This is a genomic window from Pseudonocardia sp. DR1-2 (assembly GCF_023717215.1).
Classification (GTDB): Bacteria; Actinomycetota; Actinomycetes; order Mycobacteriales; family Pseudonocardiaceae; genus Pseudonocardia; species Pseudonocardia alni.
Map to the genome: position 1 here is coordinate 159,483 of NZ_JAMQOF010000003.1, position 13,717 is coordinate 173,199.

12 protein-coding genes are annotated in these 13,717 nt (G+C 73.1%); 6 read left to right on the forward strand and 6 right to left on the reverse strand.

The genetic code is table 11. The features are described 5' to 3' along the window. Position 1 precedes the first annotated feature (1 nt). Complete coding sequence (locus ND486_RS09730; RefSeq protein ID WP_251784423.1) at positions 2 to 1,012, forward strand: LLM class flavin-dependent oxidoreductase; 1,011 nt, start codon at positions 2 to 4, stop codon at positions 1,010 to 1,012. A 30-nt stretch (positions 1,013 to 1,042) separates the two neighbouring features. Here ND486_RS09730 and ND486_RS09735 read toward each other — a convergent pair whose 3' ends face one another. The 5 genes from ND486_RS09735 to ND486_RS09755 form a co-directional block, all read right to left on the reverse strand. Beyond that, entirely contained in the window at positions 1,043 to 1,303 is a 261-nt protein-coding gene (locus tag ND486_RS09735) for a hypothetical protein (RefSeq protein ID WP_251783961.1), read from the reverse strand. A 94-nt stretch (positions 1,304 to 1,397) separates the two neighbouring features. Further along, on the reverse strand, positions 1,398 to 3,008 hold the full coding sequence (gene serA, locus ND486_RS09740) for a phosphoglycerate dehydrogenase (protein ID WP_251783962.1): 1,611 nt from the start codon (positions 3,006 to 3,008) through the stop codon (positions 1,398 to 1,400). Between the two features lie 249 nt (positions 3,009 to 3,257). Beyond that, positions 3,258 to 4,262 carry a ketol-acid reductoisomerase gene (gene ilvC, locus ND486_RS09745; RefSeq protein WP_226350214.1) on the reverse strand — a complete coding sequence of 335 codons (1,005 nt, stop codon included), beginning with the start codon at positions 4,260 to 4,262 and terminating at the stop codon, positions 3,258 to 3,260. A 44-nt stretch (positions 4,263 to 4,306) separates the two neighbouring features. Continuing rightward, positions 4,307 to 4,816: an acetolactate synthase small subunit gene (ilvN, locus tag ND486_RS09750; RefSeq protein WP_062397155.1), complete on the reverse strand. Its 510-nt coding sequence runs from the start codon at positions 4,814 to 4,816 to the stop codon at positions 4,307 to 4,309. Continuing rightward, entirely contained in the window at positions 4,813 to 6,756 is a 1,944-nt protein-coding gene (locus ND486_RS09755) for an acetolactate synthase large subunit (protein ID WP_179761992.1), read from the reverse strand. Before ND486_RS09755 ends, ilvN begins: the two co-directional genes overlap by 4 nt. A gap of 280 nt (positions 6,757 to 7,036) precedes the next feature. On the opposite strand from ND486_RS09755, the gene ND486_RS29680 reads away from it, so the two are divergent. From ND486_RS29680 to ND486_RS09770, 3 genes are all read left to right on the forward strand, one after another. After that, on the forward strand, positions 7,037 to 7,582 hold the full coding sequence (locus ND486_RS29680) for a PH domain-containing protein (RefSeq protein ID WP_251783963.1): 546 nt from the start codon (positions 7,037 to 7,039) through the stop codon (positions 7,580 to 7,582). 170 nt (positions 7,583 to 7,752) lie between these two features. After that, a complete protein-coding gene (ilvD, locus tag ND486_RS09765; RefSeq protein ID WP_251783964.1) occupies positions 7,753 to 9,594 on the forward strand; it encodes a dihydroxy-acid dehydratase in 1,842 nt (613 codons plus the stop codon). Between the two features lie 69 nt (positions 9,595 to 9,663). Next, complete coding sequence (locus tag ND486_RS09770) at positions 9,664 to 10,662, forward strand: aldo/keto reductase (protein ID WP_251783965.1); 999 nt, start codon at positions 9,664 to 9,666, stop codon at positions 10,660 to 10,662. Positions 10,663 to 10,683: 21 nt separating this feature from the next. Here ND486_RS09770 and ND486_RS09775 read toward each other — a convergent pair whose 3' ends face one another. Beyond that, positions 10,684 to 11,352, reverse strand: coding sequence for a VC0807 family protein (locus ND486_RS09775; RefSeq protein WP_251783967.1), 669 nt, complete (start codon positions 11,350 to 11,352; stop codon positions 10,684 to 10,686). Between the two features lie 35 nt (positions 11,353 to 11,387). Here ND486_RS09775 and ND486_RS09780 point away from each other — a divergent pair, with 35 nt between their 5' ends. After that, the gene (locus ND486_RS09780; RefSeq protein WP_251783969.1) at positions 11,388 to 12,218 is read left to right on the forward strand and encodes a hypothetical protein; all 831 of its coding nucleotides are present in this window, start codon (positions 11,388 to 11,390) and stop codon (positions 12,216 to 12,218) included. Positions 12,219 to 12,308: 90 nt separating this feature from the next. Beyond that, positions 12,309 to 13,691, forward strand: a complete 1,383-nt coding sequence (locus tag ND486_RS09785; RefSeq protein ID WP_251783970.1) for an NAD-dependent succinate-semialdehyde dehydrogenase — start codon at positions 12,309 to 12,311, stop codon at positions 13,689 to 13,691. Positions 13,692 to 13,717 lie beyond the last annotated feature (26 nt).

The window sequence follows — 13,717 nt, forward strand, 5'->3', positions numbered from 1 at the left end:
CGTGCCCACGCCCGACCGCCCGCTGCGTCGCCTCGGCTTCCTCACCATCGGTTCGTTCGACGGCGAGGACCCCCGCCCCGGACACGAGACGACCCTGGAGATGATCGCCCTCGGCGAGCGTCTGGGCGTCGACTCGGCCTTCGTCCGGCACCGTCACCTGCAGTTCGGCATCTCCTCGCCGGTCGCGGTGCTCGCCGCGGCGACCCAGCGGACCACGCGGATCGAGCTCGGGACGGCCGTGGTCCCGCTGGGCTGGGAGAACCCGCTGCGCCTCGCCGAGGACCTCGCGACGGTCGACGTGCTCTCCGGCGGCCGGCTGAACCCGGGCGTCTCGGTCGGGCCGCCGATGCAGTGGGAGCACGTACGGGACGCGCTCTACCCGGACACCGCCGACGCCGAGGACTTCGGCCGCGAGCGGGTGTCGCGGCTGCTGCGCCTGGTGCGCGGGGAGCGGGCGAGCACCTTCTCCGGGACGGTCGGGATCGAGTCGTTCTCCGAGCGGGTGCAGCCGCACTCCCCCGGTCTGGCCGGTCGCATGTGGTATGGCGCGGGCAGCGACTCCTCCGCCGTCTGGGCCGCGGGGCAGGGCCTGAACCTGCTGACGAGCAACGTGGTGCGCTCCGGCGGGGAGACCGACTTCGCCGCGATCCAGTCCCGGCAGATCCGGGCGTACCGCGAGGCGAACCCCGCCGGGCGCGTGTCGCAGGGCCTGGTCGTCGTCCCGACCGACTCGGCGACGCCCGCCCAGCGCGAGCGCTACGCCGCCTACGCCCGCGAGCGCGACGCCCGGGTCGGCGTTCCGCAGGGCCTGGCCGGTCTGCTGTTCGCCCGCGACCTGGTCGGCACCTCCGCCGAGATCGCCGAACGGCTGTGGGCCGACGCCGGGTTCCGCGAGGTCGACGAGGCGGTGTTCGCGCTGCCGTTCGGCTTCCCGCACGACGACTACGTCCAGATCGTCACCGACATCGCCGGCGCGCTCGGACCCGCGCTGGGCTGGGCGCCGCGCGGCTGACCCGGCCCCCGCGGCGCGGCCGCCCCGGGCTCAGTGGCCGGTGCGGGGCAGCGCCCGGCGGGCCCGCACCCGGCCCGGGGCCTCGATCATCGCGACGAGCGCGGCGAGGACCACGAGCATGCCGGGGCCGATCGTCATCGTCGCCGACGGCGGCCCGGTCACGATCGCCATCACCGACACGACGTAGGGCACGGTCAGCGACAGCCCGGTGACGAAGCCGACGCCGAGCAGCACCAGGCACCCCACACCGACCGTCGTGCCCGCCAGTACCAGTGCCCGCAGCCAGCTCACCGGGTCCCCCTCCGCTCGTGGCGAGCAGACACGATCCCACGACCGGCCGGGTCCGCGCAGCCGTTTCCCGCAGTGCGGGACGGGGCCCGGCCGCTCAGTCGTCGAAGGAGATGAGCCGGATCGTCCGGGCGCCGACCGAGGCGCCGATCGGCTCCAGCACCGCCGGGTCGATCTGGCGGTCCACCCGCAGGAGCATGACGGCGTCGGTGCCGTCGGTGGTCTGCGAGATCTGGGCGGCCTCGATGTTGACCGCGGCCTCCCCCAGCAGCGACCCGACCCGGCCCATCACGCCGGGGCGGTCGGCGTACTCCAGCAGGACGACCTCGCCCTCGGCACGCAGGTCGAAGTGCCGTCCGTTGATCTCGACGAGCTTCTCGACCTCGGCACGGCCGGTCAGGGTGCCGGACACGGTGACCTTCTCCCCGTCGGGCATGGCGCCGCGCAGCTGCACCACGCTGCGGTGGTTGGCGCTCTCCGGGCTGGTGGTGATCTCCACGGCGACCCCGCGCTCCTCGGCGAGCTGCGGCACGTTCACGAACGTCACCTGGTCCTCGACGACGTGGGTGAACACCCCGCGCAGCGCGGCCAGGCCGAGGACCTGGACGTCCTCGGTGGCCAGCTCGCCCGCGACGTCGACGGTGACCGAGGTCGGGGTGCGCCCGGCGACGGCGTGCAGGGTGGTGCCGAGCTTCTGCACCAGCGGCAGCCAGGGCCGGACCTCCTCGCCGACGGCGCCGTGGATCTGCACGTTGACCGCGTCCGGCACGAACTCCCCGGCCAGGGCCAGCTGCACCGAGCGGGCCACGTCGGTCCCGGCCCGGTCCTGCGCCTCGGCGGTGGACGCGCCCAGGTGCGGGGTGACGACGACGTTCTCCAGCTCGAACAGCGGGCTCGACGTGGTCGGCTCGGTGACGTAGACGTCGATCCCGGCGCCGCCGACGTGCCCGGAGCGGACCGCCTCGGCCAGGGCGTCCTCGTCGATCAGGCCGCCGCGGGCGGCGTTGACGACGAGCACCCCCGGCTTCGTGAGCGCGAGCTGGTCCTTGCCGATCAGCCCGAGGGTCTCCGGGGTCTTCGGCAGGTGCACGGTGATCATGTCCGCGGTGCGGAGCAGGTCGTCGAGGCCCATCAGCTCGATGCCGAGCTGCGCGGCGCGCGACGGCGCGATGTAGGGGTCGTAGGCGACCAGCGTCATGCCGAACGCGGCGAGACGCTGCGCGACGAGCTGCCCGATCTTGCCGAGCCCGACGATGCCGACGGTCTTGCCGCCCAGCTCGACGCCGCCGTAGGACGAGCGCTTCCACGCCCCGGAGCGCAGCGCGGCGTCCGCCGGCGGGATGTGGCGCGCGGTCGCGAGCAGCAGCGCGATGGCGTGCTCGGCGGCGGAGACGATGTTCGAGGTCGGGGCGTTGACGACCATCACCCCGCGCGCGGTGGCGGCGGGGACGTCGACGTTGTCCAGGCCGACCCCGGCGCGTGCGACGACCTTGAGGCGGCCGGCCGCGGCCAGCGCCTCGGCGTCGACCCGGGTGGCGGACCGGACCAGCAGCGCGTCGGCGTCGGCGAGCGCCGCCAGCAGGGCGGGGCGGTCGGTGCCGTCGACGTGGCGGATCTCGACGCCGTCCCCGAGCAGCTCGACGGCGGAGGGCGCGAGCGTCTCCGCGAGCAGGACGACGGGACGGTGGTCGGTGGCTGCGGTGCTCACGGTGTGCGAGTGCTCCCCGAGGTCGGTGCGCGAACGTCGACCATCCTAGGACCGCGGGGGCCCTCGTGGACCCGGACGGGCGGACGGGTCGCTGCGCGGCACCCCCTCCGGACGCGCGAAACCCCCGCCCGGTGTCGCCGGTACGGGGGTTCCACGTCGCCTGGTCCGGATGGGTGCGTCCGGGCCCGGGCATCCGCGGGCCGTCTGGGGCCCGCGCGATTCATCCTGCCGGACGCGTCCGGCAGTGGATCACTTGGCCTTCTCGCCGACCCAGCTCATCAGGCCGCGGAGCTTCTCGCCGACCTGCTCGATCGGGTGCTCGGCGCCCTGCTGCTGCAGCTTGGTGTAGTTGCCGCGGCCGGCCTCGTCCTCGGCCACCCACTCGCGGGCGAAGGTGCCGTCCTGGATCTCGCCCAGGATCTTCTGCATCTCGGCCTTGACCGCGGGCGTGATGACGCGCGGGCCGCGGGTGAGGTCGCCGTACTCGGCGGTGTCGGAGATGGAGAAGCGCTCGTTGGCGATGCCGCCCTCGTACATGAGGTCGACGATCAGCTTGAGCTCGTGCAGGCACTCGAAGTAGGCGATCTCCGGGGCGTAGCCCGCCTCGGTCAGCACCTCGAAGCCGGTCTGGACCAGAGCCGCGGCACCGCCGCAGAGGACCGCCTGCTCACCGAACAGGTCGGTCTCGGTCTCCTCCTTGAAGGTGGTCTCGATGACGCCCGCGCGGGCGCCGCCGATCCCGGCCGCGTAGGAGAGCGCGAGCGCCTTGGCGTTGCCCGAGGCGTCCTGCTCGACGGCGATCAGGGCGGGGACGCCCTTGCCGTCGACGAACTGGCGGCGGACCAGGTGGCCCGGGCCCTTCGGCGCGACCATGGCCACGTCGACGTTCGCCGGGGGCTTGATCAGCTCGAAGCGGATGTTGAAGCCGTGACCGAAGAACAGCGCGTCGCCGTCCTTGAGGTTCGGCTCGATGTCCTGGGTGTAGATGAAGCGCTGCTTGGTGTCGGGCGCCAGGACCATGATCACGTCGGCCCAGGCGGAGACCTCGGCCGGCGTGCCGACCTCGAGGCCCTCGTCGGCGGCCTTCTGCCGGGACTTGGAGCCCTCCGGCAGACCGATCTTCACCTCGACCCCGGAGTCACGCAGGGACAGCGAGTGCGCGTGCCCCTGGGAGCCGTAGCCGATCACGGCGACCTTGCGGCCCTGGATGATCGACAGGTCGGCGTCGGCGTCGTAGTAGATGTTGACACTCATGGCTCTGGGACGGTTCCTCTCGGAGGTTGTGTAGCGACGACTGTCTAGCGGACGGCCGCGGCGGTGATGGACCGGGGGCCGCGGCCGACGGCCACCATCCCGGACTTCACCATCTCGCGGATCCCGTAGGGCTCCAGCATGCGCAGGAGCGCGTTGAGCTTGTCGGCCGACCCGGTGGCCTCGACCGTGACCGCCTCCGGGGAGACGTCGACGACCTTGGCGCGGAACAGCTGCACGGTCTCGACGACCTGGCTGCGCACCGTGGCGTCGGCCCGGACCTTGACCAGCAGCAGCTCGCGCTGCACCGAGGCGTCCGGCTCCAGCTCGACGATCTTGATGACGTGCACCAGCTTGTTGAGCTGCTTGGTGACCTGCTCCATCGGGAGCTCGTCCACCTCGACGACGATCGTCATGCGGGAGACGTCGGGGTGCTCGGTCGGGCCGACCGCGAGCGAGTTGATGTTGAACCCGCGCCGCGAGAACAGCCCGGAGACCCGGGCCAGGACACCCGGCTTGTCCTCGACCAGGACCGAGAGGGTGTGGAGCTCGCTCACTTCTCGCCCTCCAGGGCCTGCTCGGTGACGTCGGCGACCGCATCGACCGACGCGGCCAGCTCGTCGTGCTCGAACTCCGGCCGGATGTCGCGCCGGACGTTGATCTCGTCGTTGCTCGTGCCCGCGGCGACCATCGGCCACACCTGGGCGTCGGCACCGACGACGAACTCCACGACGACCGGCCGGTCGTTGATCTCCATGGCCTGGTGGATGACCCGGTCGACGTCCTCCTTGGACTCGACCCGCAGTCCCTCGCAGCCCATCGCCTGCGCGAGCATCGGGAAGTCCGGGATGCGCAGCTTGTGGGTGTTGAGGTCGGTGTTGGAGTACCGCTCGCCGTAGAACAGGTTCTGCCACTGGCGGACCATGCCGAGGTTGCCGTTGTTGATGACGGCGACCTTGATCGGGATGCCCTCGATCGCGCAGGTGGCGAGCTCCTGGTTGGTCATCTGGAAGCAGCCGTCGCCGTCGATGCACCAGACGACGGCATCCGGCTCGCCGACCTTGGCGCCCATCGCGGCCGGGACCGCGTAGCCCATGGTCCCGAGCCCGCCGGAGTTCAGCCAGGTCCGCGGCTTCTCGTACTTGACGAACTGCGCGGCCCACATCTGGTGCTGGCCGACGCCCGCGGTGTAGATCGCGTCCGGCCCGGCGATCGCGCCGATCCGCTCGATCACGTACTGCGGCGAGAGCGCCCCGTCGGTCGGCTCGTCGTAACCGAGCGGGTAGCGGTCGCGCAGGCCGCCGACCTGCTTCCACCAGGACGACAGGTCCGGCTCACCGTGCTCGGCCCGGTCCGCGCGGACGGCCTCGACCAGGTCGGCCAGGACCTCCTTGCAGTCCCCGACGATCGGCACGTCGGCGCGCCGGTTCTTGGAGATCTCCGCCGGGTCGATGTCGGCGTGGATGATCTTCGCCCCGGGGGCGAAGCTCTCCAGCTTGCCGGTGACCCGGTCGTCGAACCGGGAGCCGAGTGCGACCAGCAGGTCGGACCGCTGCATCGCCGCGACCGCGGCGACGGTGCCGTGCATCCCGGGCATGCCCAGGTGCAGCGGGTGGCTGTCGGGGAACACACCGCGCGCCATCAGGGTGGTGACGACGGGCGCCCCGGTCAGCTCGGCCAGCTCCCTGAGCTCCTCGGCGGCCTCGGCCTTGAGGACACCGCCACCGACGTAGAGCACCGGCTTGGCCGACTCGCGGATGAGCCGGGCGGCCTCGCGGATCTGCTTGCCGTGCGGCCGGGTCGTCGGCCGGTAGCCGGGCAGCTGCAGCTCCGGGGGCCAGGAGAACGTGGTCTGCTCCTGCAGCACGTCCTTGGGGATGTCCACCAGGACCGGGCCGGGCCGGCCGGTGGACGCCAGGTGGAAGGCCTCGGCGATCGCGCGCGGGATCTCCGTCGCGTCGGTCACCAGCATGTTGTGCTTGGTCACCGGCATGGTGATGCCGGTGATGTCGGCCTCCTGGAAGGCGTCGGTACCGATCAGCGGCCGGGTCTGCTGACCCGTGATGGCCACCAGCGGCACCGAGTCCATGTGGGCGTCCGCGATCGGGGTGACCAGGTTCGTGGCCCCCGGCCCGGACGTCGCCATGCAGACCCCGACCCTGCCGGTGGCCTGCGCGTAGCCGGTCGCGGCGTGTCCGGCGCCCTGCTCGTGGCGGACGAGGATGTGGCGCACCTTCGTCGAGTCCAGGAGCGGGTCGTAGGCGGGCAGGATCGTCCCGCCGGGCAGCCCGAAGACGACCTCGCAGCCGATCTCCTCGAGCGAACGCACCAGGGACTGGGCGCCGGTCATGGGCTCGTCCACGATGCGCGGACCGGGCACGGTGGTCTCACCGGGTGCCGGGGCCGCGCTGCGGGACGTGCCGGAGGCCGCGGACCGGCCGGGCGGCGGGCCCGGCTTCGGGCCGGACGAGCCGGGCTTGGCGGGGACGGTGGTCATCTGGGTCTGCCTCGCTGGAGATCGTGTCGATCAGATGCCGGACATGGGCTGAACTCGGAGCTGGACATGAAAAAACCCCCGCCGCCCGGTACTCCGGGCGCTGCGAGGGTGAGCGCGTCGTCGTTCGAGAAGGTCGAACTCAGGCGACGACGCGCCCAAGAAGTACGAGAATTCGAACGGCGAACATGCATCGACGCTAGCACGCGTTCCACGGACGGAGTCAAACGACCCCACCCGTCCGGGCCGTGGGGTCACGGTCCGGATTTGTCACACTGGGGTCGTGAGCAGCACCGACGACCGTGCCGTCCCCGCCGACCCCACCTCTGCCGACCCGCAGTCGGCCCCGGGGGCGTCCCAGCAGGTGGACGGCGAGCTGGCGTGGACCCCCCGGGTCCGCGACGAGGGCCGCAAGCTCCGCGTGGGCTCGCGCGCGCTGGTGTTCAAGCCCAGCCGGCTGACCATCTTCGCCATCCTGGTCGCGGTCGTCGGGTCGACGCCGCTGGTGTTCAGCCTGCCGTGGTTCTGGGTCGTGCTGGTGGCCCCGGTCGCGGCGATCGCCTGGATCCTGCGGGTCCGCACCACCGTGGACCCGGACACGCTGACCGTCCGCGGCGCGTTCTCCTCCCGCACCGTGGACTGGGACGACGTGCGCGGTCTGCGGATCGGCTCGCGCTCGCGGGTCAGCGCGGTGCTGGGCGAGGACGACGACCTCGTCCTGCCCGCGGTGCACGCGCGCGACCTGCCCGCGCTCTCGGTCGCCAGCGGCGGCCGGTTCGCCGACCCGGCCGCGGTGGGCGACCCGGAGGATCCGGCCGAGGGTCACTGACCCCCGTCGCGGGGCGTACGGTTGCGGGCGATCGGCCCGCCGGCCGGCGGGACGCGACCCGCCCCGCCGCCGTCGCGCCGCACCCCCCGGGCGGCTCGTGCCCACTCTCCGCGACGCGCCCACCGGGGTCCCTCAGGAACCACCACGGAAGACCCGGCTGGAGAAGACCGATGCCCGCCCTGCGTTCCCGCGTCACCACCCACGGTCGCAACGCCGCCGGAGCGCGTTCGCTCTGGCGCGCGACCGGCATGGGCGACGACGACTTCGGCAAGCCGATCGTCGCGATCGCCAACTCCTACACCCAGTTCGTGCCCGGCCACGTGCACCTCAAGGACATGGGTGACCTCGTCGCGGGCGCGATCAAGGAGGCGGGCGGGGTCGCCAAGGAGTTCAACACGATCGCCGTCGACGACGGCATCGCGATGGGCCACGGCGGGATGCTCTACTCGCTGCCCAGCCGCGAGATCATCGCCGACGCGGTGGAGTACATGGTCAACGGCCACGCGGCCGACGCCCTGGTGTGCATCTCCAACTGCGACAAGATCACGCCGGGCATGCTGAACGCCGCGATGCGGCTGAACATCCCGACCGTGTTCGTCTCCGGCGGGCCGATGGAGGCCGGCAAGGCGGTCGTCGTCGGCGGGGTCGCGCAGGCACCCACCGACCTGATCACCGCGATCTCGGCGTCGGCGTCGTCCGAGGTGGACGACGCGGGCCTCGCCGAGGTCGAGCGTTCGGCCTGCCCGACCTGCGGGTCCTGCTCCGGGATGTTCACCGCGAACTCGATGAACTGCCTCACCGAGGCGCTCGGGCTGTCCCTGCCGGGCAACGGCTCCACCCTGGCCACGCACGCCGCGCGCCGCGAGCTGTTCCTGAACGCCGGGCGCACCGTGATGGACCTGGCCACCCGCTGGTACCGCGACGACGACGCGTCCGCGCTGCCCCGCAACATCGCCACCCGCGAGGCGTTCGAGAACGCGATGGCGCTCGACGTCGCGATGGGCGGCTCCACGAACACGGTGCTGCACATCCTGGCCGCCGCGCAGGAGGGCGAGATCGACTTCGACCTCGCCGCGATCGACGCGGTCTCCCGCCGGGTGCCGTGCCTGAGCAAGGTCGCGCCGAACTCGGACTACCACATGGAGGACGTCCACCGGGCCGGTGGCATCCCCGCGCTGCTGGGCGAACTGTGGCGGGCCGGGCTGCTCAACACCGGGGTGCACACGGTGCACTCGCCGTCGCTGGAGCAGTGGCTCACCGAGTGGGACATCCGGTCGTCGGCCCCGTCGGAGACCGCGGTCGAGCTCTACCACGCCGCGCCGGGCGGGGTCCGGACCACGCAGGCGTTCTCGACGGAGAACCGCTGGTCGAGCCTGGACACCGACGCCGCAGGCGGCTGCATCCGCGACCTGGAGCACGCCTACTCCGCCGACGGCGGCCTCGCCGTGCTGCGCGGCAACCTGTCGATCGACGGCGCCGTGATCAAGACCGCCGGCATCCCGGAGGACATCTGGGAGTTCGAGGGCCCGGCCGTCGTCCTGGAGAGCCAGGAGGACGCCGTCTCGGCGATCCTGAAGAAGGAGATCAAGCCCGGCGACGTGCTGGTCATCCGCTACGAGGGCCCCTCGGGCGGGCCGGGCATGCAGGAGATGCTGCACCCGACCGCGTTCCTCAAGGGCGCCGGGCTGGGCAAGGTCTGCGCCCTGATCACCGACGGCCGCTTCTCCGGCGGCTCGTCGGGCATCTCGGTCGGTCACATCTCCCCCGAGGCGGCCGCCGGCGGCACGATCGGCCTGGTGGAGAACGGCGACCGGATCCGGCTCGACGTCCGCGCCCGGTCGCTGGAGCTGCTCGTCGACGCCGAGACGCTCGCCGACCGGCGCGCCAAGATGGAGTCCTCGGAGCGGCCGTGGCAGCCCGTCGACCGGCAGCGCGTCGTGTCGAAGGCGCTGCGCGCCTACGCCCACATGGCGACCAGCGCCGACACCGGGGCGGTCCGCCGCATCCCCTGACCCGGCACGCACGACGGCCCCGGTCCGCCCTCCTGCGGACCGGGGCCGTTCGCGTCTAGGTTGGTTGTCATGGCTACCGGAACCGGCCTCGGAACCCGTCGACTCGGCGATCTCACCGTCTCCGCCCAGGGCCTGGGCTGCATGGGCATGAGCCAGGCCTACGGCGACACCTCCGACCGTGCCGAGTCGATCGCGACCATCCACCGCGCCCTCGACCTGGGCGTCACCCTGCTCGACACCGCGAACGTCTACGGCGACGGCGCCAACGAGGAGCTCGTGGGCGCCGCGATCGCCGACCGCCGCGACCGCGTGGTCCTGGCGACGAAGTTCGGCATCGTGCGCGACGCGCAGGGCAACCAGGGCGCGCAGGGCGACCCCGCCTACGTCCGGCGGTGCGCCGAGGAGTCGCTGCGCCGCCTGGGCGTCGACCACATCGACCTCTACTACCAGCACCGCGTCGACCCGGACACCCCGATCGAGGAGACCGTCGGCGCGCTCGCCGAGCTGATCGAGGAGGGGAAGATCCGCCACTACGGGCTCTCGGAGTGCGGCGCGGACACCGTCCGCCGCGCCCACGCCGTGCACCCGCCCGCCGCGGTGCAGTCGGAGTGGTCGCTGTGGACACGCGGCATCGAGGAGTCGGTCGCCCCGACGTGCGCCGAGCTGGGCGTCGGCGTCGTGCCGTTCTCGCCGCTCGGACGCGGCTTCCTGACCGGCGCGATCACCTCGACCGGGCAGCTCGGCGAGGGCGACATGCGCCGCGGCCTGCCCCGCTTCTCCGACGAGAACATGGCCGCGAACCTGGCCATCGTCGAGGCACTCACCGCCATCGCGCAGCGCCGCGGGGTCACCGCCGGGCAGCTCGCGCTGGCCTGGGTGCAGAGCCGCGGGGAGCACGTCGTGCCGATCCCGGGGACCAAGCGGCGGACCTACCTGGAGCAGAACGTCGAGGCCGCCGCGCTGGAGCTGTCGGCGGACGAGCTGGCCGAGATCGAGGCGGCCGCACCGGCGTCCTCGGTGGCCGGGGAGCGCTACCCGGCGCACCTGCAGCGCAACGTCGGCCGCTGAGCCGGGCGCCCGGCCGCCGACTCAGCCGGAGGCGGCGGCCGCGGCGCGGCGCCGCCCCGCGGCCTGCGCCCGCCGGGCGTACAGCACGGTCCAGCCGATCAGCACACCCAGCACCGCGAGCGGGACGACGGCGTTCACCACCACCGTCGTCGCGACCGGCAGCCGGTAGGTCAGCACGATCCGCACGACCGCCTCGGCGACGAGCACCACGCCCCACACCGCGGTGAGCACGCGCTGGGTGCGGCGGAAACCCGCGTACTGCCAGAGCCCGTCCCACCAGAGCACCCGCGCCGGGTCACCGCCGGTGGCGAAGCGGCGACCGAACCAGAACATCAGCGGACGCGGGAGCAGCACCAGCGAGCCCAGCAGGACCAGGCCGAGCACGCCCGTCGTCGCGGACTCCTTGAGCAGCAGGACCCGCGGGTCGGAGAACAGCAGCCCGACCACGGCGCCGACCACCAGGAACACCAGCACGAGCACGCCGAACTCGTCGATCCGGCGGCGGCGCAGCCAGGTGATGCCGATGTCGAGCAGCGGCCCGACGCTCCCGGCGAGCAGCGCGGGGACCGGTCCGACCCCGCGGTCGGTGAGGACGTCGTAGACCACCACGGGCACCGCGACGCTCAGCACGATCATCTGCGCCCAGGACAGTGCCCGCCCCAGCCCGTTCCGGCCCGCTGCCTCTACCATCGACTCCCCCGAACTGAACGGAACGGTTCACGACCGTGAGCAGAAGTGTAGAACTCGACGGCCTCGTGGCAAGGCGCAACCCGACGAGCGGTGTGGTCGCGTCGCTGCTGCGCGTCGCCGGCCGTGACGAGCTGCCCGCCGCCGTGCTCGTCGGGCTGCTGGGCGATCTCGGCATGCGCGAGCCCGCCGCGCGACGGCTGCTGGCCCGGATGCGCGACGACGGCCAGCTCGCGGGCCGGCGCGACGGGCGCGCCGTGCACCTGCGTCTCGACGGCCCGTTCGGGGCGGCGGTCCGGCGCCTCGGTGACGATCTCGGCGCCCGTCCCCCGGAGTGGACGGGCTCGTTCCGGGCCCTGCTGCACGCCGTCCCGGAGCAGGAACGGGCCTACCGCGACCGGCTGCGGCGCACCGCCGTGCTCGCCGGGTACGGGGTGCTGCAGCCGGGGGTGCTCATCGCGGTGGCCGACCGCGGTGCCGACCTCGCCGAGGTGCTGGCCGACACCCCGCCCGGTGCCCGGGTGACCGTGGCCGGGCTCGCGATGGACACCGCCGAGGCGGCCCGCGTCGCGGTCGGGGCGTGGGACCTCGACGGGGTCGCGGCCGTCCTGGCCGGGCACGCCGACCGCCTGGCCGCCGCCGCGGCGGCGCCGCCCGGGGACGGTGCCGGGTGCCTGCGCCGCCTCGTCGAGCTGACCAACCCGGTGTTCGTCGACCTGGTCCGGGCGCCGGCGCTGCCCACGGTCCTGCTGCCACCGGACTGGCCCGCCGCACGTCTGGTCGACGCGCTGCGCGGCGTGCTGGACCGCGGCGTCCCGCCGGCACACGCCCACGTCCGGGCCCGGTTGGAGGCGGCCGGCGTGGGGTGACGAGGCGGACCCGATGTTTGCCGGTCCCCCCGCGCCGGACATCCGTCGGACAGGAGCGCGACCCGCGCCACCCCGCGACGGAAGGACACCATGACCGCCTACGTGACCACGAACCCCGCCACCGGGAAGACCGAGAGGACGTTCCCCGAGCTCGACGACGCGGCGGTCTCCGACGTCCTGGGCCGCGTCACCGACGCCTACCCCGGGTGGCGCGCGACCCCGGCCGCCGACCGGGCACAGATCCTGGTCCGGGTGGCCGAGGCCTACGAGGCCCGCAGCGACGAGCTGGCCGCGCTGATCGCGACCGAGATGGGCAAGCCCGTCAAGGAGGCCGCGGGTGAGGTCGCACTGGCCGCGTCGATCTACCGCTGGTACGCCGAGCACGGCCCGGACCTGCTGACCCGGGAGACCCTGGACCCGCAGGGCGCGCAGGAGTCGGTGGTGCAGACCGAGCCGATCGGACCGCTGGTCGGGGTCATGCCGTGGAACTTCCCGTACTACCAGGTGGCGCGGTTCGTCGCGCCGAACCTGCTCGTCGGGAACACGATCGTCCTCAAGCACGCCCCGATCTGTGCCGCCTCGGCCGAGGTGATGGACGAGATCTTCCACACCGCGGGCGTGCCCGACGACGTCTACGTCAACGTCTACGCGACCAACGAGCAGATCGCCGACATGATCGCCGACCCGCGGATCCAGGGGATCTCGCTGACCGGCAGCGAGCGGGCCGGTGCCTCGGTCGCCGAGACGGCGGGGCGCAACCTGAAGAAGGCCGTCCTGGAGCTGGGCGGGTCGGACGCGTTCATCGTCCTCGACGACGCCGACGTCGCCCGCACCGCGAAGGTCGCCGCCCGGGCCCGCCTGATGAACGGCGGCCAGGCCTGCAACTCCCCGAAGCGGATGATCGTGCCGACCGACAAGGTCGAGGAGTTCGTGTCGGTGCTGGTCTCGACGTTCGAGGCCACCGAGCACGGCGACCCGACCGACTCCGGCACCCGGCTCGGCCCGCTGTCCTCGGTCGCGGCGCGCGACGGCGTCGCCGAGCAGGTGCGTCGCGCCGTCGAGCAGGGCGCCACCCTGCACACCGGCGGCGAGGTGCCCGACGGCGACGGCGCGTTCCTCCGCCCGGCCGTGCTGACCGGCGTCACGAAGGACATGGACGCCTACTCCGAGGAGATCTTCGGGCCGGTGGCCGTGGTGTACGGCGTCGACTCGGTCGACGAGGCGGTCACGCTGGCCAACGACGTGAGCTACGGGCTCAGCGGGTCGGTGTGGAGCGGTGACATCGAGCGCGCGCAGGAGATCGCCGACCGGCTCGAGGTGGGCATGGCCTACGTCAACGAGCACGGCACGACGCTGCCCGGGCTGCCCTTCGGCGGGGTGAAGCGCTCGGGCTTCGGTCGCGAGCTGGGCCGCTGGGGCATGGGCGAGTTCGTCAACACCCGGCTGCGTCGCACGGCCACGCCGAAGGGCTGAGCCGAGGCCCGGCCACCGCCCGTGGC